Origin of the sequence: Paenibacillus radicis (ex Xue et al. 2023) (genome assembly GCF_024722015.1) — a bacterium.
Lineage (GTDB): Bacteria > Bacillota > Bacilli > Paenibacillales > NBRC-103111 > Paenibacillus_S.
Window position 1 is genome coordinate 134,865 of record NZ_JANQBD010000007.1, and the last position, 25,594, is coordinate 160,458.

The following is a 25,594-nucleotide window of genomic DNA, read 5'->3' on the forward strand; positions in this document are numbered from 1 at the left end:
CATCCAGTATAGTGGCGGTGAACGAAAATGATCATACAATGCGCGAGAATTGACCGCTACATTTTTGACGGCTATGTCCATTCCTCCCGTACCGCACAGGAGTGGGTCCGTGAGGTGCAAGCATCCACTGCTTGGTTTTCTGTAGAGCTGTTTGCCGACTTTTTCATGTGCTTCTATTTGCCTAAGCCGGAAATTGACCGTTCGAAGGATGCCGCTCCCTTCCACCGGTGGTTGATTGGGCAGCTGCGCAAACAGTTTTTTTACTTAACCATTCACCCGAGAACGATTGGAGAAGTTAATGCCTCCTTTAAAACAGCATTGAAGGCACTGATGTGGCTGACTGCCAGCTATTCTGAAGAAGTAACGCGGCGCAAGCAGGATGAGCAGCTGCTAACTATTGGCCTGAATGAGAAAAAACAGATGCAGGGCCAGGATAGCTCGCAAATTAACGAGCATCTGACTGAGAAGCAGATTGAGAAGCTGAAGCTGGTCGGCTATACTCTCCAGCAGGGAAAGCAGAATGTCGAAGATAAACAGGCTGGACTGGATTCTCGCCCTCTCGTTGAGGCGGAGATCATCCAGATGAAGGAGCGAATCCAGGCTCTCCGGGAGGAGGTGCGCACGGATTTCCTCAAGCGGGATAAAGCGAAGCAGAAGCTTAAGAAAGCGGAGACCGAGCTGGAGCAGCGCGAACGGCAGCTTGAACGCTTTACGAAGCGTGATCGGGAAACATTCCGCCAATTGGAGGAGCAGCTGGGGCAATGGCTCAGCCGCTCACTGAAGGAAAGCTTAAGCCGTGAGGATCACGAAAGCTTAAACGTTCATGAGCTGCTGCAAGCGAGCCAGCGTATAGCTAACCGCAAATGGGGAAGTGATTTAGGCAGGCTGCACCGGCAGGAATTCAATAACTACTTGCAGTGGATAGACAAGCTGAAAAGGCATCCGGAGCTGGTCGCCTTTCTGCAGGAGGTTGGCCGCAACTTGCAGCACTTAAAGGTGCAGCGCAAAAAAATGCGCTCCCCTCATATTCCGGAAGCCTACGATGATCTTCGCCAATCCGGCGACATCTCACATATGCTGGCAAGCGAGGCCAGTCTGCTGGCTGATGAAGACTATGAGATGTATTTTGCGGTAAAATGGCTGGACCGCAAGCTGCTCACTTACAACATATCGGGCTTTACAGACGAACCCCAGAGAGGTCCGGTTATCTGTATGCTCGATACATCCCATTCCATGCGCGGCAGCAAGCTGCGGGTCGCGCAAATCTTTGTTGCCACCTTCGCCGCTTTCAGCTTACTGGAGCGCCGCGACTTCGTGCTGCTGCTGTTCGGCGCGCGCGGCGAGCTCGTAGAGCAGCCGCTCTACTGGCGCAAGCCGGACTGGCCCGCGTTCTACGCGCTCACGCAGCTCGCCTTCGGCGGCGGCACTCACTTCGATGCGCCGATACGCCGCGGCATCGAGCTTGTGGAGGGGCATCCCCGCTTCGCGGATGCCGATTTCGTAATGGTCACCGATGGCATCGGGACCATAAGCGTCGCGGTTCGGCAGCAATTGGCCGAACTCGGTGCGCGCAAGCAAGTGCGGCTGCACTCGCTTATTATCGGCAGCGCTCGCAGGCACTTGGTGAATCAATACGACATCCTTGGCGTATCTCATCAAGTTCGCTTCGCTGCCACATGGGAGTCGCAGGATACAGACAAAAATGAGCTTCTGCTTGATGTTTTTCGCAAAAGATAGAAAAACAGGTGCAGTTCCCTGCAAGGGATATGCACCTGTTTTTTATTCCGCATTAACTCTTTTTCCTGGGGATCGAACTCGTCTGATAACGCTCGCTTAGTTGGATTTTCGCCAAATAAATCACCTGACCCAAATGCTCCGAGAAATGAGTCGCACATCCGTTCAGCACATCGAACACCGTCACTTGTCTGGCCCGAACCTCTACGGTCTCCAACAGACGCTCTTCGCTAATAGTTGAAACAATCTGCTTCAATAAATCGAAGGACTTGTTAAACCGTTGAAGCAATTCTTCTCCACTGGCATGAAGACGAATATCAAATTCCGCATCCCTGTCACGACGGTCCACGCCACCCAACACGGTAGCTTCGATCCTTTGCTGGATGTTTCCTTCTATATGCAAAATAAGATTTGCAATGCTGTTGCATTCTTCATTTGGACGCCAATTCAGCTGCTCATCGTTTAACTGGCTGATTGCCGCAATCATCCGTTGCTGAATATCATTCAGTTTAGTTTCCCAATTCGCTTTTACCACTTCAAACAGATTTCCCACACAAGTCATCCCTCTCAACGTAAAATCGATCAAATGGATAATTGGTTAGCCCTTTACAAATTCCACTTATCTTGGAAGGAATCCTTTTTAATCCTCATCGGATTTTCGAACTATTTTGTCCACAATCTGCTGTAAGGGCTCCGGTTGAAGCAGCTCTACGGGCAAAATCCCCTTGTCAAACATCAAATCTTCGCCTTCAATGACAACTACATAACGATCGTCAACCTTGGCAATATGCAGCCGGTCTCCAAAGTCCGCCAATAGAGCTTTTACGGACATATGTCCGACCTTCAGCTTCATTTCAATGTCAGGCTTCTGCTCAATCATTACGGATGAAGCTTCCATAACCTGCTCATGAGACCACTTTTCTTGAAGCTGCCGCTGCTCGCTGCAAGCCCACAGCTCCACTTCCTCCAGCTCCTTCTCCCGCCCTTCCGCATTATTCTCATAAACTTCCTCAATGTATTGATGCACGAAGCCGAGAACCTGCTCATTCATGATCTCAGGCATCGATTTTTCATACTCTACATATTTCAAAAAGTCTTCAAAGTAGCGCGCATGCGAAGATTGGTGAATTTTGATTTCCCAAGGCTCCAGTGTGCCTTCTTCAGGCATATGAGGGTACATTATCGATTTCATATTTTTGGCATTAATCGCCATTTCCACTTTATTTAACAGACTTCGTTCATCGGTGATCCGGGCAATTTTTTGTTCAAAGTCGCATTTCAGCACGAAAATAAAAGGTTCATCAAACAGCTTCTCATGCTTGGCCCGAACGATAAATACCGCTCCACCGCGTATCGCGCTTGTGTCCATATAAGCTTGTACTAACGAATCAGCATACTCCATGTATAAGTCCATGGTTTCCGCCGTGCGCAAACGCGCAAATAAATTATAGTTAGGATTGCTGTCCAGCTCATAGCCCGGCTCAACGGCAAATCGACCGATCTTGGTCGGAACCTGCTCCGCCTTAGGATTGCGCTCTGCCGCGCGCTTAGCGGTCTTCGTAAACTCTCCGCCAAGAAACGAGCTTAACTCGCTTTCGGTATAGTCATCCCCATCCAAGGTCTGGTAATGCTTGCAGCGTTTGCCTCCCTGCCCTTCTTCCCCATCAACCTGAATAACGAAAAATGAAATGTATTCAACTGCGAACTTCATTATTTATAGCTCCCCTATGCGTATGAAAATATCTGGAATGACAGTAAAAACCCACCCCATAGGCCATGAACAGCCTCCAAGGTGGGTTCTCTTTCATCCTAACACAGGTTCAAAAAAGCGGCAATGATTCGCTGGTGGCAAAAACGGGTTTACCCCTCAGACCTACAAAATCACACCGCAGGCAATCCGCGCTCCGGAATTTCCTGCGGGATCTGTTTTGTAATCATCGGCAGCTTCATGAATAACCAAGGCGGTACCGCCCGGCTTCAACAGTGAATTGGCTTTATCCTTGACTAGCGTAACTTTCTTGTCGATCAATTCCGCCTTTCCCTTGCCGTCGGAGCCGATCTCCAGATTAAGAAGATCACCGGCATGGTAGCCTTCGGGATTTTCAAAACCATGCTTTTTGCCTTCCGGGTTAAAATGTGCACCGGCAGAGTTAAAATCCGGTGCAGTACAAACCCCGGTTTGATGAATGTGGATACCGTGAACACCTGGCGGGAGACCCGATACCTCAACCTGCAGCCTGACACCCTCAACTGCTTCAGACAATGCTGCTGTACCAACCTTGGCTCCCTTGCTGTCCATAATGTCAATCCGTTTCACAACGGGTGCAGGTTCTTTCGCAGCAGCTTCGGCTGAAGCTGTGGGAGCTGGAGTTCCTTGACTATCGCTTACATGATGCTGTGGCTGCTGTACTGTAGCTGAAGAACCACGAGTTACTACAGTAGGCTGAGTGGCTCCCCACTCACATGATGATAGCAGCAGCATGAAGCTGATGCCTAGAGCCCCTTGACTTATCAATTTGTTCATCTGTCAATCCTCCAAAAGGTAATGGTTCAAACTAACAACTACCATTGTTTCCTTTTGAAGAAGAGTTAAACCTGATTGGAATTAATAATGACTTCGAAGATCATTTATAAAAAGGATTGCGCCATTCCATAAGCATCGCATAATTCAATGATTCTTCATCGTCGAGATAACCTCGTACCAGTTTAACCGGCATTCGACCGCATCTCAGCAGGAAAGTAAGCACAGGATCCTTGAGACTTCCTCCTACTACAGCAGCTGTATATTGTTCGGCCGTCATCGTAACGGCATATTTACTGAAGCCCGGAATTCTCCCGCCTCCCAACAAACGCTTCAAATTCAACGCAATCACCACTTCATACATAGACTGCATGAGCAGCTTGCCTAGTCCCAGCTTCCGGTAAGCGGGGATCGCGCAAATATCTACGATGTACAGTGTATCGCCAGCTGGATTATGATTCCGAATATAACCGCTATCTGTTATTTCCTCCCAAGTATGATCAGTATGTCCAGGGTCAAAATTCACCAGCAGCCCTGTGATGGAGGCAACCGGCTTGCCAGCGATCTCCACACATAAAGCCCCCTCGGGGAAAAGGGTGATATGGTTGTTCAATTGTTCTTCGTTCCACCACAGCTCCGATGGAAATGGAGGCGGAAAGCTTTGCTGCTGAATGGATATAAGATCAGGAAAATCTTCCCTTGTATACGACCTGACCCGTGCTTTTACAGGCTGATCCAGCTCAAATACATACAATTCCTTACTATATAAGTATTCAGACATTGGACTTAGCTCCAATCCGTATATAAATCCGTCCTACGATCGCGCCAGGTAGTAACAGAGCCTTTATCCCGCACCTGATGCAGCAAGCTTATATCCAAATCCGCGGTAATAATCATATCATGATTGATTTCACCTGCTGCCAGAATACCGCCTGGAGGAAACGGAACATCATTAGGCGTAATGACAGCCGCTTGACCATAGTTGCCTCTCATAAAATCAACCGTTGGCAAAGAGCCTATCGTGCCTGTCGTCACCACATATACTTGATTTTCAATCGTCCGTGCATGACAAGTATACCGGACTCGATGAAAGCCATGGCGGTCATCCGTACAAGACGGGCAGAAAATGACGTCTGCGCCTCGAGCCCTCGCCATACGCACAATCTCAGGAAATTCAATATCATAGCAAATAAGAACCGCAATTCGACCTTTGACCGTATCGAATATTTGAAGCGCTTCTCCAGCAGCCATATTCCATCCTTTAACTTCCGCAGGTGTAATATGCAGCTTCCGCTGCTCAGCGACCGTACCATCGGGATAAAACAGAAAAGCAGTATTATACAAGCTGCCTTGATCTTCAATAATATGCGTCCCGCCAATTAAGTGAATGCCCGTGCTTTGAGCAAGGCCAGTAAAAAGCTGCTTATATCGCTCCGTAAATTCCGGTAATTCCTCAATAGTTAATGCAGCCGGATGATTTCTCCCACCGCCAATCGACATCAATTGAGTCGTAAACAGCTCAGGAAACAGCACAAAATCAGTTTCAAATTCCTCTGCGGTTTTTACATAATGAGTGACTTGAGCTGCAAATTCCTCAAAGCTTTGAATAGTATGTAAATGGTATTGGACTGCCGATACCCTTAATTTCATATTTGGCCTCCTGCTATCATCAGCTAGTATGGATTAAGTAGATTGTATATTTTTTTCCGAAACTGTTTCGCCTTCCAATTCTTGCTCCTTCACGTCATCCTTCTCGAGATTTAATCCCTGTTCCTTATGAACATCTGTGCGTTGTTCTTCAATCGGTTCAAAAAATAAAATATGCGGTTTTTTCAAACACCAGGTAGTCATGCAACGTTGATTACTGACGTTCACTGTCTTGAGTGGCTCCAGAAAAATACCTTGAAGCTTATCCGTCATTCGCATCAATCTTTCTTCATCCACAAGAAAACGTTCGCTCCCATCCGGCAGCTTAAAACGTTGATTTCCTAGCGGCTCCACTTTATCCTCAATGCCGATAGTCGAAGCCAGCCTTGCGAACAAAAGACCTCCGGGACGAAGCACGCGCCAAAGCTCATGAACCATTAGCTGAAATTTCGCTTCGTTCTCTGCAAAATGCAAAACAGCATTGCTTATTACAACATCAAAGCTGTCGTTAGCAAAGCTCATCTTCTCCACGTTTTCCACCTGCGCCTGCTCATCTGACCATTCAGGCGCCAGTTTCGCACCCAGCTTTCTCACTTCCAATATGGCTTCTTCGGAGTGATCAACAGCATACACCTTATAGCCGCTGCGCAAAAAATAAACAAGATTGCGACCTGTACCACAGCCCGCATCAAGGATTCGCTGCTCTGGATTCATTCGACCTTTAAGCAGCTGATCGAATAAATAAATATCGATATTGCCAAACAGCTCACGAGGATTCATCTTGCGTATCAGCTCTTTTCCGATTACAAATCATAACTATTTTGTGCAGCTAGTATACCATCAATAATCGAATAAAACTATGCTGCTGCCTTAATTACAGGACAACAACGCAGTTTTTCTCCGCCAAGCTTCCGGCAATGAACGGATACCAGCGATTTAAGCTCAAGCGCGCACAAATCAAAACAAACCTTTATTCTACCAGCTAAAAGGAAATGTTCATAAAGCCTGCTTTGACTTTGTGAATCAGCCTTTTAGAGTAAGTTTAAAGGTTTGTTCCGTTTGTTTGAATCTATGGGGCTGTTGAGCCTCTGACTACCAGCTCAGCCTTCAACGACGTTGATGATGAGCAGCTGTTCTTCCCTTCCATCAGCTCTAGCAAGTGCCGCGTGGCGGCCTCAGCTGCTTCCGGACGGGGATAGCGGAGCACGGTCAGCGGCGGATTCGTTTGCGCTGACATCAGGATGTCCTCGCAGCCTGCAATCGTCAGCTGCTCAGGCACTGCTATGCCATGGTCACGACATGCAGCTAAGGAGCCTGCGGCCATCAAATCATTGGCGCATATGAGCGCGGTGAAAGGCAGCTTCTTAACGCTGCCTATGAGCGAGAGCCGCTGCGCCAATTCGGCATAGGCCTGCTCAAAGCGTCCGCCGCCGTTCAGCCTGTCGGCTGGCTCGAATCTAAGGCCTTCGCTGTTCAATGCCTTGATACACGCCCTAAAGCGCCATTCATAATGATGTATGCCGGCGCTGTCAGCCATGATTGCAATCCGTTCATGACCCTGCTGCCGTAAATGCTGAACTAGCTCACGCATCGCTCCATGCCAATCAATATCAATCCATTGGCTGCGGATATCCATATCCCGATCATCTAGTTCAGTATACGGACGAGTAATAGAAACGATAGGAATTCCTCTAGAGATAAAATAATCCAATGTCTCTGAACTAAGAAATTGACCTAACAAAATAATCCCATCGACCCGCCCCATAAATAGCTCCTTCAGCTGTTCTTCCTGAGCTTCCTCATAGGTTTGAAAAAACACGAAATACCCGCTAGCTTTAGCTGTTGATTCGATAGCCAGAAGAATGCCTGCCTCAAACGGATTGCCCAGAAAACGTACAAGCACAGCAATTTGGTTGGACTTCTTCGTTTTCAAGCTTCGCGCTACCAGATTAGGCCGATAGCCAAGCTCGCGAACCGCTTCCAGCACCTTCTGTCTTGTTTCTTCCTTGACCAGCTTCCTGTTGTTCAATACATAAGATACAACCGCGACGGATACTCCGGCGCGGTCTGCCACCTGCTGCCTGGTTGCCATACTTATTGCCACCTGACTTTTTTAAATTCCGAACGTTTTACCGCCATTGACAGACAAGCATTGCCCGGTTATAAATTTGGCCTCGTCAGATGCCAGGAAGGCTACGGCTGCAGCGATGTCGGAGGGCTCACCCATTCGTTTTAACGGCACGCTGCTTTGGTAGCCTTCCGTATCTGCTCCTTCATGGCGTTCCACCGGAATCCAGCCGGGTGCTACCAGGTTGACGCGAATGCCAAAGGAGCCTAGCTCATTAGACCATGAGCGCGTCATACCGATCATCGCGGATTTGGCGGTAACATAGCTGGAAAACCGTTCATTTCCCAGCTGTACCACCTCACTCCCGATGTTAATGATACTGCCTGCCGTCTTAGCTTTCATGCCAGGAAGCACGGCTTTGGTTAACAGCAGCGGAGCCTTAACGAAAAACTCCAGCTGAGCCAAATAAGTTTCCCAAGATTCCTCTTCGATTGGAACCATTGGCTGGGGTCCAGTCGCGTTGTTCACCAGCACATCAACAGAGCGGTCAAATTGCTCCTCAGCATGCTTTATAAGTCGGTCTACTTCTGTCTCATCGGTTATGTCGGCGCGAAACGCCTGTGCAATACCACCTGCTTCGGCAATTAGCCGTACCGTATCTTCAGCATCCTTACTGTTGTTGGCATAATTCACGGCCACTAGCGCTCCCTGCCGTGCCAGTTCAACAGATATCCAGCGGCCCAAACCTCGTGAACCACCTGTAACCAATGCCAGTTTGCCAACACATTTTCCAGCTTTTTCATTATGATAGCCCATTCCTCTAATACGCTCCTTTAGTAAGCTCTTACAATACTTCATAAACTGGCAGGACGGGACGAAAAAGCAGGCTTTATCAGATGTTAATGTGCATAGCCACCTTTACCTGCATCCCCGAGATACAACTGCTTTAATGGTACCATAGATTCATTCGGAACATAATATTTAAACGGATTGTCATCTATCACACCTAATAGCTGCTTGCGAATAGGAGTCGCATTCTTTAACAGGTTTTCTGAAGCAGTTCGATAGTCAATTGGACGCATCCATATTGGGCTGTAGCCGAGAAACAGCTGCCTACGGGTGAAGCTTGAATGATTAGGCGCACCGGCATGCCATAAATTTTGTGCGAATACAAACACGTCACCAGGCTTGCCACACACCTGCACCTCCCCTGATACCGAATCTCGCACATCCTGCTTGTCAGGCGTAAAAGGCTTATTATGGGAGCCCGGAATAATTTTCGTATTGCCGCGGTTCGGCTCAGACATATCGCTTAAAATATAGCAGGTCTTGATATAATAGTTTGAGGTAATGTCATGAATGCGCGGAAATTGCGGGTGAGGCCCATCCTGATGCCAATTAATAAAGCTGTGCGATTCAGTAGCAACATCCTGCGGGTTAGGTTTGCGGATCGTAAGATGGGAAATATGCAGTTGAATGTTAAACCCAAGCAGGTTCACCATCAGCGGCAACAGCGTCGGTTCATCAATTAAAGAAGCAATCTCCGCATGACGCTCCACGCTGTTGTAAATATTATGCGCTAACGATTCCGGCTCCTGTTCTATAACCTCATCAATAGCCTCATTAAGCCGATCCACCTTCTCTGGAGTCAATACATTACGAAGCAGTAAATAGCCTTGCTCATTAAACTCTTTCATTAATTCAGGGATATTGAATCCGGGCGTGTTTGTGGTCATAGGAACATCTCTCCTCTGTTAATATTAATAATAATTTACTCGTGTAAAATAAATTTCAAAAAAATTTGGCTTCCTCATAAATGTTCTTCCAATCTTATCCTAATTCCCGCTTCAGCCTTCTATACTTTCTGAGTAAGGGGAGGTAACCTCCCCTTTGCTATCATTGTATGATTGAATTTCATCTTCGTTTACATACTTATTTTAAATAACCCAGATCCTTCAATTGCTTCTCAGCTGCGTCCAAATAAGCTTTATAATTCATCGAGGTCTCCAATGTTTTCAAGAAGCTGTCGTACTCGGACAAGGGCCGCTTGCCATAAATAAACTTAGCCAGCTCTTCTTCGATATATCGTGTAGCGTCGGCTGCGTTATACCCGTTAGGATAATCGACAAATCCGTTTAAAGCTTGAATCCTTGGCTGTTTGTTAGCAAATTCAATGAACGGCGTCTGCTTCGCGAACTTCACTTGCAAATACTCCATTTCCGGGCGTCCAGTAAATTGGTATAGCCAGAAATATCCGCCTTCTTTTCCCATTAAATCTGTTGGAATCACTTTATTTCCGTCCAGATTATAATGCTTGCCTTTCACTCCATACTGCACCAATGGAGAGCCGTCTTTACCAGAAACGTAATTTAGCAGCTCGAACACTTTTTGCAGCTTTTCAGGATTTTTCTCCAAAGCCTTTGGAATGGCATATAAAGCAGGCGTCTTGCCAATATCCCAAGCGCTTGCGAACTTCAGCCCTCCCGGACCTTTAACTGCATCCACTTGAATCCATTCAGCCTTCGGATTAACGGCTTTAATCTGCTCATCAAACTGCTCTTTGGTCATGTTCGGCCAGTCAATATAAATGATGCCTGCTTGCCCTTTAATAGCTTTTTGCTGATGCTGCAGCCCTGAGTTCGCCAATAGCTCAGGGTCGACAGCACCTGAATCGGTCAGCTTCTTAATAAATGCGAGTGCATCCTTCATACCCGGATCGAATAAGGCGTTAACCAGCTTATTATCCCTAACATAAAGACTCGGGAAGCCTGCATCAAAGCCAACCCCGTAAGCGCCGAAAATCGTATAGAACGCGCCTAACTTGCCTCCTGTAATACCGAAAGTATCCTTCTTGCCATTACCATCCGGGTCCTTGTCAGCAAATGCTTTGGCCACTTCCAGAAGCTCGTCGGTTGTAGCAGGAACCTTCATACCCAACTTATCCAACCAATCCTTGCGGATAAAATACGTATCATAAGGGATTTGCGGGGACTTCGCTATGGCGTACACTTTACCGTTCATCGTCCCTTTTTTCAAGCTATCCTCACCGATAAAATCCTTAACTGGCTTCAGCTTATCCATATAGGATGTAAGATCTAATAGAAGCCCCTGATCGGTAAATTGCTTCAATTGTTGTCTGTCGACAGCAAACAGATCAGGGAAATTGGCTGACGCCATACGCACGTTCAATTGATTTTTGTAGTCATCCTGAGACGCATACACAGTCAGATTAATATCGGTTCCCAGTGCTTTGTCCAGCTCTTGCTTAATAATATCTTGATCCGGTGAAGGCAGGCCACCTCCGGTTTCGATAATGTTCAGCTTCACGGGGCCTGTGCTTTTGGCAGCAGCCGGAGCTGGAGCCGGTGTATCCTTGGAAGCCGGTGCTGCCGCAGGTCCAGGCGTAGTCCCAGTGCTTGCGCCGCCGCAGCCTGCAAGCAGTGTACCCCCAATCATAAGAAACGCCATTGAAAGCGTAATTGCTTTTTTTTGTTTCATTGGAATCCCCTTCCCTATATTTCATTTTATATATTGAAGCGGTGCCTTGGCTCCAGCTGCAGTCCGGAGCGACGGTTCCGTCGTTCAACCCTTCACAGAGCCTAACAGCATACCTTTTGTAAAATGCTTCTGAATAAACGGATAGATCATTATGACCGGCAAGCTGGCGATAACTACGGATGCCATCTGCATCGTCTCGGTGGGCAGCATATTCTCCGCATTATCCATTGGCTGCTGGGTGAGCATTAATATCTCACGAATAACAACCTGAAGCGGGAACAAAGTGCGGTCAGTCACATACATAACGGCTTGAAAAAATTCATTCCAATGCCCAACCAAATAAAACAAGCCTATCGTTAGCAATGAAGGTACAGACAATGGAATAACAATTTGCAGCAATATGCGAAACTCCTTCGCACCGTCCATTCTTGCGGATTCGAACAGCTCGTCAGGAAGATTTTCAAAAAAGCTTTTCATAATGAGCACATTAAAGCTCCACACCGCATTAGGTAAAATCATCGCCCAAACCGAGTCAATTAATCCTAAAGCTTTAACAATTAAATAAGTCGGAATAATGCCGCCACTAAACAACATCGTAAACACTACAAGGAGAAGGAACCATTTACGCCCCGGCAGCTTCTTGCGACTAAGCGGATAAGCCATCAGCGCTGTCAATATCAGATTGATAATTGTTCCAACGATCGTAATGAAAATGGTAATCCAGAACGCTTGTGGAATGTTCGATTCGCTAAACAGCTTATGGTAAGCAGTGAATGTCACAGATTTCGGTATCAATAGGAAACCGCCATTTTTTAACACCTCGGAAAAAGGTGTGATGGAAACGGATACAACATACATCAGTGGAAAAATTGCAGCTAACCCCGCTATTCCTAGTACTATATAAACAACCGTATTGATTAAACGGTCCTCCATGCCTCTTACCATACTCCCTCATCCCCCCATCTTTTAGACAGATGATTAGAGCCTAACACCAGGAATAAGCCTATTGCCGACTTGAATAAGCCTACTGCCGCACCCAGACTGAAGTTCAACTGCTGCAGACCGGTACGGAACACCCATGTGTCTAAAATATCCGCTACTTGATACACTTGAATATTGTACAAAATATAGATTTGATCGAAGCCCGCATCCATGATGTGACCAAGCTTTAATATCAGCAGCAGCACAATGACATTACGAATTCCTGGCAAAGTGATATGCCAAATCATTCTCACGCGGCTTGCCCCATCCACTCTTGCTGCCTCAAATAGGGTCGGATCAATTCCAGTCATAGCAGCCAAATAAATGATAGCTCCCCAACCGAGATCCTTCCAGATTTCTGAGCCGACCAGAATGCCCCGAAAATAATCCAAAGAGGTCATAAAGCCAATGGCGTTGCCACCGCTTTCTTCAATCCACCGATTGAATAACCCAGAGCTTTGGGACAGCAAGGCAATCAAAATACCGTAAATAATGACCCAAGAGAGGAAATGCGGCATGTAAGTCAACGTTTGAATCACTGTTTTGAACCAACGATTGCGGCATTCATTAAGAAGTAAGGCCATTACAATCGGCGGCACCATGCCAAAAACCAATTTGTAGATCGAGATTAAACAGGTGTTGATCATTAGTTGGCTAAAATAAGGTGAGTTAAAAAAGGTTGTGAAATGCTTATACCAAGGATCTGCCCACGGACTGCTTAAAATTCCATCCAAAATACTAAAATCTTTAAATGCAATAATGACCCCATACATAGGTAAGTAACGGAAAAGAATGTAATACAGAACACCAGGCAGCAGCATGAAGTAAAAAGCTCGATGTGCCCAAACATTTTTGCCGAGGAGCTTATATTTCGATTCCTTATGCTTAGCTGCCGATAAACTATCCATCGTCAACTGCTGATTCATTCTCATTGGTTTGCTCCCCTCTTCTTTCAATCTAAAATCTCTTTTCTTACCAAACCATTTCTTTTAACTTTTTACCCACCCAAACCCTCTTTTCTTTTTACCCTCCCAAACCCTCCCTATAGGGAGGGCTCCAAGGGCTCTGCCCTCTGGACACCCTCTAAGTGCTGGGGATGGAATTTCGGTTGACGCTCCTTTGCAAACGAAGTACGTACAGCGTTTTCGTCCCTACGGGACACACTTTACCTTGGGTTTTCCGGCACATTGCAATTGATCCTCTTATCCTGAGACATTGGGATAGTGTCCATAAGTGACTGACTCATTGGCATAGTGCCCATAGGTCACTGAGCTATTGGGATAATGCCCATAAGTCACTGTGACATTGGGAGTGCATATAAGTCACTGAGTTAACGGGATAGTGTTCATAAGCATCTGAGCCGATAGGATGTCACCATTAGCAAAGAAATAGTGCGCCCTGAAGCTTATTCAATCGAATCGCTGACGCATCTCGGGAGATAAGAACATTTAAAAGGCTGGAGCATCAACTGAAAGTGTGTCCCGCAGGGACGAAAGCGATCCTACACTAACGTACCCAAGGAGCATATCGCGTAACTCTCCCCCCAGCCTTTTAGGGTGTCCAGAGGGCGGCAGCCCTTGGGGCCCTCCCTCTCAGGGAGGGTTTGGGTGGGTTGGTGTAAGAGGGTTTGGGTGGGTCATTACTATAACTTTATTTTAGCAAGCGCTCTCACAGGGTTCTATACAGTGATCTTGCGAAAGTGTATCAATTTTTGTAAACGCTTTATTCTTTGAATGAGAGTTCAGGCAGTTCAATACGAATCAGGGTACCAACCTCCGGTACACTGGCAATACGAAGCCCATATTCTGCACCAAAATGAAGGCGTATACGCTCCTGCACGTTCATAATACCGATACCTGTGAACCGATGTTTGCTTGGCGCCTTTCTTCGTTCGGAGAATACGCTCTCCAGCTGTAGAGAGCTCATCCCAAGGCCATTGTCCCGAATTATTATCATTAATTTTCCGCGGCGTACAAAGGCGCGGATACGAATGAGTCCCTGAACCTTTTGAGGCGCCAAACCATGGAAAATTGCATTTTCCACTAATGGCTGCAAGGTGAGTTTTAATATTTTGCATGACAATGCATCTGGAGCCACGTCCATTTCAATATTGAATTTATCGCCATACCGCACCTTTTGAATATGTGTATACATCTTCAAGCCTTCAAGCTCATCCTCCAATGTGACAAATTCGCTGCTTTTGTCGAAGCTGAATGACAACAGTCCGACAAGTGAGCGAATAGTATCCCGGACCGCATCTGTTTTATGCTGTTTCGCCAAACTGCTTATGCATGCCAACGTATTGTATAGAAAATGAGGCGCAATCTGGCTTTGCAGCATTTTTAGCTCATACTGATTTTTGCGCATTTCCATTTCCTTCGTCTCGGTAAGCAAATGATGAATACGCTCCATCATAGCGTTATAGCTTTTGGCCAGACGGCCAATCTCATCCTCACGTTGAACCGAAATGCTTGGGAGTACCTCCATATCGCGCACTCGGTCCATTTTAGCAACCAGCGTACGTACCGGATACGTAACATAGCGACTCATCATATAAGTGCTGATCAACAATATGACAACCCACACAAATGCAGCTGTCTTGTAGTTGTTGTACAGACTGATAATATTTTGATAAAAATAACCATCCTCAATAAATGCAATGAAGTACCAGCCCAGCTTGTTCATTCCAGATTTTACTGCAACAAGCTTCCCCTTAGCTCCATTCAACTCGGTAATGCCAACAGGCAGCTCACTGATCCGGGAAACAAAGCTGCTTTCCAATTCAGGAGGAAACACGGCCGTATTATATGGTAGCAGCGCATAATAATACAGCGGCCAGCTTGCATCGAACGTGTTGACAACATTGTTTTTATTGGTGACAATGGTGAACGTCTGATTCCGCGTATTCATAAATTGTGCCAGCATATTAGTAAGCCTGATCAAATCGATTTCTATGACAGCCATTCCTTTTACTTCATCGTCTGATTTAGATGTTATAGGCAGTATGAAGGCAACGGTTTTTCCTGAGAGGGGAGAGTCATAGGGCTCGCTGATCATAATGCCGTAACTGCTCTTAGCTTGCTTATATAGCGCTGATAAGTGAGGATTTCCAATGATATCAAAGTAAACCTGAGTATTAGACATAACCTTGCCATCCGCCCGGACCAAATATAAGGTTTTATACAAAGTACTGTTTTTCTCTGCATATTTGCGGAGCACTTCGATAGCTTCCTGCTCCTTCCCTTCGTCCAGCAGATCATCCCGAGTGGAAAGAAGCAGCAATATATTTTGAACATTATCAAGGTAGGCATCCAAATATAAGTTTGTACGATCAATTATGACTTTTGCATCTGTAAGCACCTGCTTACGGAACAGCTGCTCGGCATCCTGCAAATTATTCCAAGCCAGCAGACCGAATAAAACAAGTGAGCCCGTAAATAAAAATATAAAATACTTGATCGCAATACTGCGGCTCTTAAACCATTTGGAAGCTTTTTTTATCATACCGTTCAACCTTTCTTGAAATCAGTTGGCGAGACACCAGTTCGATTGCGGAACAACACGGAAAAGTAACGGTAGCTTGGTATTCCTACCTGCTCTGCGACCTCATAAACCTTCATTGAAGTTGTTTGCAGAAGGCTTATCGCTTTAGCTATCCTCAGACGAGTAATGTATTCGTTAAACGATTCCCCTACTTCCTCACGAAACAACCGGCTTAGATAGAAGGAGCTCAGCCCAACTTCCTCGGAAATCAATGTCAAAGTTATCGGCTCCGCCAACCGCTGGGCAATCATCTGTTTGGCCATCACAACCTCCTTGCGGCATCTGCTCTTCGCTCCATCAGCCGTCTCCAGCTCACGGATCATGCTTGCCGTCAATTCAGCCAGAGTTCTTGACACAGCGATCCTTTGCAGCACCTTGTCATAAGTCCCATGCTCGCTTCCTTTAGTCTTAAATAGTTCTTTGGATGATTCCAGTAGCCATTGCTTCAGTTCCTCGGGATCAGGACGATATCCATTGGCCCAATCGGTGAACCCGGTCCTCACAAAATGAATAAGCTCATCTCTGCCGCAGGCTGCAGCTTCGCGAATTTGGGCCAGCAGCATGTTCTTTATCTGCTCGCTCATTGGAGCATTGGCTCCGCTTCCCTCCAACGTATCGTTATACAAAATTTCAGTACTATCATAGAAAAATGCTGCCGAAGGCAGCCGGACACGGTTTATTTCCGGCAATAAACTCGAGGGTTCCTGTATCGCCTCACTAATTACTGCAAACAAGCGCACCGCTTCGCTTACAAAGGATAATCGGTGATCCAATTCGTCTTGTAAACTTGCAAGTATGCTTTTAACTTGTTCATGCAGGAGAGGAGCTTGCTCGTGAATAGGTGAATGACACAATAACAAATAATCCGTATTTCCTAAAGGAAGCCAGCGATAAAAAGTACGTGTAGCGGTCTCCCACTCACTTAATGCAAGCTGCAGCTCATGATGCACATACATCTCGTTCTCTGCTCTTACATTGAGATGAATACGAATAAAACGCAGCGGAAATTCAAGCTTCCAGGTTTTAAATAGAGGACCCAATATATCGGGTACCATAGCTCCTGCTCCAGGCTGAGAAAGCAGCATAGACAGCTGCCAGCGCTGCTTATCCAATTCGCTTCGACGATGGTTTCTGTCACGGTCGATCGCCTGCCTGGCTCTATCCAGTGCTTGCTCCAGCTCACTGTCCAACAGTGAAATTTTAATGAGATACTCCAAAGCTCCAAGCTTTATTGCATCCCTCGCGTATTCGAAATCGCTATGACAAGTAAGCAGAATAACCTGGGTTTGCGGAAATTCACTCTTAATGATCCTAAACAGTTCCATTCCATCCATTATGGGCATCGTTATGTCTGTAATGACCACATCAGGAGATAGCTTGCGGCACAGCTCCAATGCTTCCGCCCCGTTCTCCGCCTCTCCAACGAGCTCAGCCGAACAAGCAGACCACGGAAATAAACGCAGTTCCTCCCTCAGAGGCAGTTCATCGTCAACAACCAACACGGTCAAAGGATTCATTTTCATTTTTTCAGCCCCCAAGGATAGAGTAACCGTTTTCATTATTTGTTCAATTATCATACCATAGGCATTTAATGGGCACCTATACATAAAACATGTTAAAAAGTACGAAAATTGACTAATAAATTTGACTATAGCTTGATTTCTATAAAAAGGAATTGATAAGATAACGGGGAATATTAGTTATGTCGAAATAGGAATAACTATGGAGAAACAGTTATTATAAGTGGAGAGGATCAACAAAGATGAATTTGTCGGGGCGGATGTATGCGAATATTTTTGTTCAACTGCTGGCTGTTATATTTCTGACTCTTTATGTATATTTCACACGCCATTTATACCCGGTCAACTACGTGTGGTTTATACTAGCTCTATCATTAGGAGTATTCGGTTATCTCCGTATAATCAATGAAGCTTTGATCGCTTGTCTGGTAGTAGTTCTCCTATACGGGTGCTACACATTGTACTTGCTTTACATGGGCAAAACTCATTACCAAATCGGATGGAATGATATCGTCTGGCTAATCATCTTTCCTTTCTACGCGCTTGTGGGTGGAATTAGCAGGAATGATGTCCGCTCAAAATCAAATGCGATGAGAACTACCGGGGCCAACCATGCTGAAGGCGAATTTGATGAGCAGCACCCCTTTGACGGAACCATTGAATTGGATACGATGATGGGCTTTGCAGACTCCACCAGGTTTATGGGAAAGCTGCAAGAAGAAGTATTTCGCGGGTTGCGCGCTAAGCGCCCGTTAACTTTAATGCTTATTGAAGTTCAATACTTTCAAGAGTTTAAAAATGAATACGGCCATGAGCAATCACAGATGCTGGTGCACAGAATTGCTGAGCTGATCCGTGATGTCATGCGCGATGTAGATTGTAAAGGATATTTGGGCGATGGCCTGTTCGGAGTTATCTTAACCGGATCCGAGCAGATGAATATAAGCATCTCCATTGAATGGATGGATGATAAATTTAATTCCTTACTGTTGTCCAGACCTCGGCGCGAAGGAACAGTCAGGGCCAGACTGCGCTATGGGCGATCCGTTTGTCCGCAGGACGGTATGAACTTTCAAGAGATTTACGATAAGGCCAAGCTTGATTTAATAATAAGTGTTTAGTGTTACATTACAGCGGCCTGGACCGTACCCATTTCGTAAAAAGTTATAAGGAAGGGACTTATAAATGAAGCTAAAGCTGCTAGCACGCTTATGTATTCTTATGGCTTGTTTGATGCTCGCCACTCCTATTCATGCCATTAGTGTGTATGGACAAGCACAGGCCACCCCGGAAAACTTCCCCCTATTTGCTGACGATCGAGTCATAAGAGGAGAGAATGCCCGGGACGAATCCTATTTTGAAATTGGCAAAGGGCGTGCCGCTGCCGCGGGCTCCTACTTGGATTTATATTATGGCCATTCACCAACGCTTCTTCCTAAAGCTTCCTCCTTAACCGTATTGATTGATGATCTTCCAATCGGCAGTGTTACCCTCGATGAGTCTAATAAAGAACAAACGCTTTGGCGGGTTGATTTTTCCAAGCTGGGACTTAAATCGGGCTTTCACAAAGTAACTTTACAGACGCACATGGAAATAGCAAACAATGTTTGTGTGGATCCTCAAAATACAGCAAATTGGATGGTTATCCTTAAAAACAGCAGAGTCAACCTGAATTTAATTCCAAGCTATGATAAAGCAGACCTGACTACATACCCAAGTCCTTTCTTGGAAAAGGGGAGCACGAACCCGCTGCAGTCCATTATTGCAGTACCTGATAATATAGATCAGAACGAGTTCACATCAGTCGCCCAGCTAGCGCAGTATTTCTCCTCCCTAGCATCGGATAAGCGGATTAAGTTTCCTGTATATTCCGAATCAGAGCTTACAGACACGCTTTTACGCGATAATAATGTGATCTGGTTTGGACGATCGGACCACTGGAAGGAACGCGGGCAAGCTGCAATAGAAGCATTGCGCAAGCTCACAGGCTCTCCGGCTAACCAATGGCAAGGGGTAATCGGTGTAGCGCCTTCTCCTTGGAATTCCGCAAATACGCAGCTGACAGTTACAGGAAATGCCGAGGAACTATCCAATGCTGCGACCATCTTAACAGACGAAACCTTATTTTCTCAACTACAAGGCAATGTTTCTGTCATTCCAGCAAAGGTGAGCAAAAAAGAAGCTCCTGCTGATTGGAAGATTGGAAATCCTTACACCGTAACCTTGGAGAAGATGGGTTATACCAATATTACGATAGAAGGAACAGAGCAAGGAAATGTACGGATCAATTATCCCATTCCAGGTAATTGGGACATAGATAACGGAGCCGGACTTAAGCTGCTGTTCAAACATTCCAGATCCATTGATTTGAAACAATCCGTTGTATCGGTGAAACTCAATGGCATTCCTGTTGAAAGTCAACGTCTGACCGAAACTACAGCTGATTCAGGGCTGCTTGAGTTGGTATTGGAGCCAAGTGTAATCGGCTCTCGCAGGACACTCGAAATTGACGTAATGTTTCAATTTATAAATGCCAAAGGTAATAGTAACGATGCGCAAAATCAGAACGTTAAAGATTACTGCTCCAGTACTAGCAACCTTGGAAACTGGGCAGTAATTGATAAGAACTCTACTTTGACTTATATCCCAGCTCAGAGGCAAACCCCGAGACTGGAATCACTCCCTTACCCATTTGTTGTAAATGGGCACTGGGATCAAACAGCTCTGCTGCTGCCGGAGCAAGCAGGAACGACCGAATTAAGCATGGCCTTGACGCTGGCTGGAATGATTGGAAGAAACGCACAAATAAATAATAATCAATTAGTGTTGATTAAAACTTCAACACCCGGTCTAAAAGAACTTCTTAAAGACCTTAACATTATTTACTTGGGTACATCCAAAAGCTTGCCTGACTTTATGAATGGCTTTTCTGGCAGCCAGGTTCAATTTAAGGATGATCAAATCCTTTCTCATGAGAGTGATGTCCAATTATTGAGTGAGCTGCAAAACAACTCAGCGGTTATTCAAATAACACAATCACCGCTTAATCCGAACAACAGCTTATTGATTATGTCTGCTGCATCTGCTGAGCGTGGAGCATCCATTACCACTGCTCTTACAAGCCCAGTCGAAAGCAACAAAATAACCGGTAAATTTGTAATAATCGATAGTCAAAATAAAGTGCATGCATTTCCAGTCAAAGAAGAACCTCTTCCCCCTAAGTCTCAAAATCCAAACACGGGAATCTTCTTCAATAACAGTGGCGGCAGCTTTAATCCCTATGTATTTCCCATCACTTTTCTGCTTATAGTGGTTCTCACCATTAGTTTATTATGGCTGAATCGTAAACGCCGCTAATAGCTGGAATTCATCAAGTTAGAATCCATCCCAAAAAAACGCCATTTTCAATTCTAAACTGCAACATGCAGTCTATGATTGAGAATGGCGTTTTGTATCAAGAATGAGCGTTCAGCAGCTTATAACCTTTCGTTTTACTCCAATACGAATAGGGTTAAACAAGCTGTACATTTTCCAACCATTGCACCTCTTCAGGGCTCAGCTTAATTTGAGAGCCTTCCAGGCAGGACTCCTGCTCTGCTTTGTTTTGGGCACCAATTAAGGCAGCGCTAGGGAATGACTGATTCAAAACATAAGCAAGCGCGATCTGAATAGGGCTGACTCCCTTCTTCTTGGCAAGCTCTTCAGCGCGGCGCAAACGCTCCCAGTTAGCGTCACTGTAATAGACACGAACCATTTCTGCGTTCTCCAGCTTATCCGGGGCAAAGTTGCCGGTGAAAAAGCCGCCTGCTTGTGATGACCATGAAAGCAGCGGCAATTGAGTTTTCTCATGCCATGCGCAGGTTTCTGTATCAGCAGATATGCAGCCTGCCCATCTTGCCTCATTTGGTTTCGCCAAGCTTAAGTTAGGGCTGCTGAAAGAGAAGCCGGTTAACCCATTCGCTGCTGCATAGTCATTAGCTTCCTGCAATCTTGTATGTGACCAATTGGAAGCTCCAATTGCAATAATGCGGCCAGCGCGGATATGTTCATTCAGCGCATCTATAATGACACTTACCGGAATATTGACGTCATCGCGGTGCAGGGCATACAAATCCACATAATCGGTTTGTAGCCTACCTAAACTTGTTGCAAGATCGCTTGCGATAGCTGTTGGATTAACACGCGGTCCGGTTGCATCGTGATGCGCACCTTTGGTCAAGATGACAACATCCTTGCGATTGCCCCGCTCCTGCATCCATCTTCCGATTGTCTCTTCACTCTGGCCTCCGCGGTAATTAAAGGCAGTATCAATGGTATTTCCACCCATTGCAAAAAATTGATCCAATACCGTACATACTTTGTCATAAACCTCATGTGTAAAGAAGTCTGAGCCTTGAATAAGACAGCTTACCGTTTTTTCCAAGCCTTGTACACGAATTGTATTCATTGTTTCAACACTCCTTTAAGTTGGGTTGGTATAATAGCGAGCATTCTATATGCTCAAAGGATTCTTAGATTTCTACACGTTTGCGTTCTTTAGCGGATTTGAGGCAAGCATCAATTACCTTCATATTAAGAATTGCATCGGACCCGTCAAATAACTGTGGAGCACCTTCCAGAATGCTGCGTCCAAAATTATCCGCCTGAAGAGAGTATTGATTAATATATGGCACCTTTACTTCCCTGCGCTCACCTTTCACAGTTACAAAGAAATGATCTTCCTCATTCAATCGGGATACATACGCGCATGGCAATTCAATACGCCCTTCTGTGCCAAGAACCTCAAGTATATTGCGGCCCGCGGCCCACATACCGCAGTCGAAAGTCAGCGCTACACCACCTGGAAATTCCAGCAGACCAGAAGCCATCATGTCGACATTATCATGTTCCGGTGAGAAAAAGGCGTGTACAGTAGCAGCTTCCGGCTCTTGTTCAAGCAGAAACCGTGCTGCGCTGATCGGATATACACCAACATCATAGAGCGAGCCTCCACCCATGGACTCGTTAAATCTGACATTGCCATGATTTTGTGAGCTGTTAAATGTAAATGCTCCGTGAATTCCGCGAATCTGGCCTATTTCGCCAGACTTAATAATTTCTTTAATCATGGCATATCTGGGATGATGCCGGTGCATGAAGGCCTCTGCAAGCTTAACACCCGCCTTCTCACAAGCTGCTTTCATCTCTTCAGCTTCCGCAGCGTTTAAGCCAATCGGTTTTTCACATAGCACATGCTTGCCAGCTTCCGCTGCTTTAATTGTCCATTCTTTATGTAAGTGATTAGGCAAAGGGATATAAATGGCATCAATACTGTCATCGCTTAACAGCGCTTCATAGCTTCCATAAGCAACCGGGATGTCTAATTCTTGTGCCGTCTGGATCGCTTTGCTCTCATCTCGGCTCGCAATAGCCGCAACCTCGCCTGTCTCCGACTGCTTGGTACCCGGGATTACCGCACGTTTCGCGATTCCTGCGCAGCCAAGGATCCCCCAGCGTATCTTCCGTTGTTCCATTACAACTCCAACTCCTTATGAAATATATTAAGTAAGACTATATTGCTATTATAGAAAACAATATTTAATATGAATATAGAAGCTTTTTGCGCAAGGATATAACAATATTGTCATCATTATACGGAGGAGGTTCTTTTGATCATGCAGCGCCAGCGCACACTCCCGACCTTGGCAGATCATGCCTTTTTTTGCTTGCCGGAATCCGTTGGCTGGTATCAGGATGCTCCCTGGCATTCAGTGGACCGTCAGGAAAATGCTTTGAACAACTTCAGCCTTCATATGGTTGTAAAAGGCAAAGGCTTTTTAGTCGCAGAGAATCAAACCTACAGCCTGCAAGCTGGAGATGCCTTTTTATACTTCCCACTGCAAAAGCAGCGTTATTATTCCAGTCAGGATGATCCCTGGGAGGTTCGGTGGATGCATTTTTACGGCTCAAAGCTGAAGGATTATTTGCTGGAGAGAGGGCTTCACCGTTCCCATTTGTGGACCGTTCGTCAGTGGAAGCCATTGGTGCAAGCCTATCATGAGCTGTTGCTGGAAGCGGAGGAGAACACGTTCTACAGGCTGACACGACTCTCGACGCTTACCTATTCTGTCATTGCCGAGTTCGTCAATCAAGCTGAGCCATTGTCTACCAATAAAAATGAAGAAACCTTCAATCGAATTCTGCATTTGCTTCCACAAATCCAGCAGGATGCTTGCAAGCCTTTTGAATTGGAGTATTGGGCGGGGAAAGCGGAAGTCAGCACCTATTATTTTTGCAAACTCTTTCGTAAAGTAACTCAAATGTCTCCCATGACCTTTGTCACCCTATGCAGGCTGCAATTAGCCAAACAATGGCTTCTGGAGAAGCGGGAGCTTACGATCCGACAGATTGCACTGGATTCCGGCTACCCTAGTACAAGCTATTTTAACAAGAGGTTTCTGGAGCAGGAAGGCATGACACCTTCCGACTACAGGGATTTATACTGGAAAAATTAACGTATGATCCTTGGCCACCCGGTTTCTTCCCTCCTGTTTGGCCAGGTAAAGAGCTTTGTCCGCCGTACAAATGAGCTGCTCGGACTGAACACCTGAGTGAGGAATAATGGAACTGACCCCAAGACTAACTGTGACCCAGCCGCAGGATACAGAGCCGCTGTGTGGAATATGCAGCTGTTCAACGCGGGCACGAATTTCTTCCGCCAGCTTTTCTGCTTCCTCCAAAGTGGTTGAAGGTAACACTACGGCAAATTCTTCTCCACCATAACGTGCAACCAAATCATTTATTCGAATTGTGCTTTGGATGGTCTTTGCCACCTGCTTCAGACATTGGTCTCCCCCAAGATGGCCATATGTATCGTTATAGCTTTTAAAGCAATCGATATCGATCATAATGAGCGATATCGGCTGTGAGCTGCGATCTGCAAACTCCCAGCAAGCTGACAAGCTTTCATCCATGGACCTGCGGTTCGGGATTTGGGTCAAACCATCCAAAAGCGTTAATTGGTGGAGCATTTCGTTCGCTCTCAAGAGCCGCTCCTCCGACTGTTTCTTTAATGTGATATCAGTTGCCATAAACATAAACCCGAGGATATGATCATAGTTTTCCTTCACCGGACTGATGATTAAGTCAACCTTAATGGCATTTCCATTTTTAAGCACATAGGTCCACTCACGCTCTGTTGTTTGTCCATTTCTGGCTGCTGCAATAAGTACTTCAAAAGCATTTGCCTCCTGTTGCATACTCATGTTCCGTTTTTCCACGTGCTCTTGAAGGTCGTCTGCCAGATGGAACAGGGCCGGCGTATGCTTACCAATCAGTTCTTCAGCCTGGTATCCAAGCATCCGTTCGGCACCACTATTAAATATCGTAATTCGCCCCTGCACATCCGTAACTACAATCGCCATTTCAGTAGCCGAGTGTAAGATGGCTTCATGTAAAATATGCAATTGACGGTAGCGTGCTTCACTCTGCTCCACCTGCTGCACAAGCTGATTGGCCTTCCATAAATAGCGAATTAAATAAGCCGTGAACAGACCTCCAACAACGATTAATGCTATAAAAAAAGGCGCTATTTGCACTACACGATCATTCCCCAGAAGGAATACCATGCTGCCGCAAATAACGATAACGCATAAGGAAATGGACAAATACCACTTTTTCCAGTAATCTTGAACATATTGTGAGATCAGTCCACTCCCGATGCCCATTATTAGAACCGTTGTTGTTGCAGTCATGGATGATACATTTACGCCTCCAAACAATGAAATTCTGCCTGCTGCAATGAGTATTCCTGATATTAATGAAGCGTAAAAGCCTCCAAAATGTGCTGCTGCAATAATGGCAATTTGCCTGAAATCCAGAAAAGTGTTTGAATCGATGGGGACGCTGAAAAACATTAACAAAATACCGAATAAACCATGCGCAGCCCCCACCGTCAGCTTATATTTGGACAGGACCCGGTTCGATTCACTGTGTTTTAAAAAACGGTCTGAGAAAAATAAAAACGCTGTAACTAACGCTAAATTTGCAATAAGATTAACAAATAATCCCCACAGCATAGAACCACCTCTTCTCCTGTATATA

21 protein-coding genes are annotated in these 25,594 nt (G+C 45.8%); 4 read left to right on the forward strand and 17 right to left on the reverse strand.

Annotated elements, in window-relative coordinates; genetic code table 11:
- Positions 1-27: 27 nt before the first annotated feature.
- Positions 28-1,737 carry a hypothetical protein gene (locus NV381_RS11330; RefSeq protein ID WP_258213396.1) on the forward strand — a complete coding sequence of 570 codons (1,710 nt, stop codon included), beginning with the start codon at positions 28-30 and terminating at the stop codon, positions 1,735-1,737.
- Between the two features lie 52 nt (positions 1,738-1,789).
- Here the strand turns inward: NV381_RS11330 and NV381_RS11335 are convergent, their stop codons facing one another.
- The 14 genes from NV381_RS11335 to NV381_RS38185 all read right to left on the reverse strand — a co-directional run bounded on the left by NV381_RS11335 (position 1,790) and on the right by NV381_RS38185 (position 17,515).
- Entirely contained in the window at positions 1,790-2,287 is a 498-nt protein-coding gene (locus tag NV381_RS11335; protein ID WP_258213397.1) for a DUF1572 domain-containing protein, read from the reverse strand.
- 87 nt (positions 2,288-2,374) lie between these two features.
- On the reverse strand, positions 2,375-3,445 hold the full coding sequence (locus NV381_RS11340) for a DUF3900 domain-containing protein (protein ID WP_258213398.1): 1,071 nt from the start codon (positions 3,443-3,445) through the stop codon (positions 2,375-2,377).
- A gap of 162 nt (positions 3,446-3,607) precedes the next feature.
- Positions 3,608-4,258: a superoxide dismutase family protein gene (locus NV381_RS11345; protein WP_258213399.1), complete on the reverse strand. Its 651-nt coding sequence runs from the start codon at positions 4,256-4,258 to the stop codon at positions 3,608-3,610.
- A 100-nt stretch (positions 4,259-4,358) separates the two neighbouring features.
- Positions 4,359-5,036 (reverse strand): GNAT family N-acetyltransferase, encoded by a 678-nt coding sequence (locus NV381_RS11350; protein ID WP_258213400.1) that lies wholly within the window; start codon positions 5,034-5,036, stop codon positions 4,359-4,361.
- 5 nt (positions 5,037-5,041) lie between these two features.
- On the reverse strand, positions 5,042-5,905 hold the full coding sequence (locus tag NV381_RS11355; protein WP_258213401.1) for a carbon-nitrogen hydrolase family protein: 864 nt from the start codon (positions 5,903-5,905) through the stop codon (positions 5,042-5,044).
- 33 nt (positions 5,906-5,938) lie between these two features.
- Positions 5,939-6,682 (reverse strand): class I SAM-dependent methyltransferase, encoded by a 744-nt coding sequence (locus tag NV381_RS11360; protein ID WP_258213402.1) that lies wholly within the window; start codon positions 6,680-6,682, stop codon positions 5,939-5,941.
- 289 nt (positions 6,683-6,971) lie between these two features.
- The gene (locus tag NV381_RS11365) at positions 6,972-7,994 is read right to left on the reverse strand and encodes a LacI family DNA-binding transcriptional regulator (RefSeq protein ID WP_258213403.1); all 1,023 of its coding nucleotides are present in this window, start codon (positions 7,992-7,994) and stop codon (positions 6,972-6,974) included.
- Between the two features lie 21 nt (positions 7,995-8,015).
- Positions 8,016-8,786, reverse strand: coding sequence for an SDR family oxidoreductase (locus NV381_RS11370; protein WP_258213404.1), 771 nt, complete (start codon positions 8,784-8,786; stop codon positions 8,016-8,018).
- An 83-nt stretch (positions 8,787-8,869) separates the two neighbouring features.
- Positions 8,870-9,706, reverse strand: a complete 837-nt coding sequence (locus NV381_RS11375; protein ID WP_258213405.1) for a phytanoyl-CoA dioxygenase family protein — start codon at positions 9,704-9,706, stop codon at positions 8,870-8,872.
- Between the two features lie 196 nt (positions 9,707-9,902).
- The gene (locus NV381_RS11380) at positions 9,903-11,468 is read right to left on the reverse strand and encodes an extracellular solute-binding protein (protein WP_258213406.1); all 1,566 of its coding nucleotides are present in this window, start codon (positions 11,466-11,468) and stop codon (positions 9,903-9,905) included.
- Positions 11,469-11,552: 84 nt separating this feature from the next.
- Positions 11,553-12,413, reverse strand: a complete 861-nt coding sequence (locus tag NV381_RS11385) for a carbohydrate ABC transporter permease (RefSeq protein ID WP_258213407.1) — start codon at positions 12,411-12,413, stop codon at positions 11,553-11,555.
- Entirely contained in the window at positions 12,407-13,375 is a 969-nt protein-coding gene (locus NV381_RS11390; protein WP_258213546.1) for an ABC transporter permease, read from the reverse strand. Before NV381_RS11390 ends, NV381_RS11385 begins: the two co-directional genes overlap by 7 nt.
- Positions 13,376-14,171: 796 nt before the next feature.
- Positions 14,172-15,953 (reverse strand): cache domain-containing sensor histidine kinase, encoded by a 1,782-nt coding sequence (locus NV381_RS11395; RefSeq protein ID WP_258213408.1) that lies wholly within the window; start codon positions 15,951-15,953, stop codon positions 14,172-14,174.
- Positions 15,954-15,958: 5 nt separating this feature from the next.
- Positions 15,959-17,515, reverse strand: a complete 1,557-nt coding sequence (locus NV381_RS38185; RefSeq protein ID WP_308861788.1) for a response regulator — start codon at positions 17,513-17,515, stop codon at positions 15,959-15,961.
- A 239-nt stretch (positions 17,516-17,754) separates the two neighbouring features.
- Between NV381_RS38185 and NV381_RS11410 the strand changes: the two genes are divergently transcribed.
- Both NV381_RS11410 and NV381_RS11415 read left to right on the forward strand, forming a co-directional pair.
- Positions 17,755-18,633: a GGDEF domain-containing protein gene (locus tag NV381_RS11410; RefSeq protein WP_258213409.1), complete on the forward strand. Its 879-nt coding sequence runs from the start codon at positions 17,755-17,757 to the stop codon at positions 18,631-18,633.
- Between the two features lie 64 nt (positions 18,634-18,697).
- A complete protein-coding gene (locus NV381_RS11415) occupies positions 18,698-20,869 on the forward strand; it encodes a cellulose biosynthesis cyclic di-GMP-binding regulatory protein BcsB (protein ID WP_258213410.1) in 2,172 nt (723 codons plus the stop codon).
- Positions 20,870-21,023: 154 nt separating this feature from the next.
- On the opposite strand, the gene NV381_RS11420 is transcribed toward NV381_RS11415, so the two are convergent.
- Together NV381_RS11420 and NV381_RS11425 are read right to left on the reverse strand one after the other, a co-directional pair.
- The gene (locus NV381_RS11420; protein WP_258213411.1) at positions 21,024-21,959 is read right to left on the reverse strand and encodes an aldo/keto reductase; all 936 of its coding nucleotides are present in this window, start codon (positions 21,957-21,959) and stop codon (positions 21,024-21,026) included.
- A 64-nt stretch (positions 21,960-22,023) separates the two neighbouring features.
- Positions 22,024-23,025 carry a Gfo/Idh/MocA family protein gene (locus NV381_RS11425; RefSeq protein WP_258213412.1) on the reverse strand — a complete coding sequence of 334 codons (1,002 nt, stop codon included), beginning with the start codon at positions 23,023-23,025 and terminating at the stop codon, positions 22,024-22,026.
- Between the two features lie 141 nt (positions 23,026-23,166).
- Here NV381_RS11425 and NV381_RS11430 point away from each other — a divergent pair, with 141 nt between their 5' ends.
- Positions 23,167-24,006, forward strand: coding sequence for an AraC family transcriptional regulator (locus NV381_RS11430; RefSeq protein ID WP_258213413.1), 840 nt, complete (start codon positions 23,167-23,169; stop codon positions 24,004-24,006).
- On the opposite strand, the gene NV381_RS11435 is transcribed toward NV381_RS11430, so the two are convergent.
- The gene (locus tag NV381_RS11435) at positions 23,989-25,569 is read right to left on the reverse strand and encodes a diguanylate cyclase (protein ID WP_258213414.1); all 1,581 of its coding nucleotides are present in this window, start codon (positions 25,567-25,569) and stop codon (positions 23,989-23,991) included. The two genes, NV381_RS11430 and NV381_RS11435, sit on opposite strands and share 18 nt — an antisense overlap.
- Between the last annotated feature and the right edge of the window lie 25 nt (positions 25,570-25,594).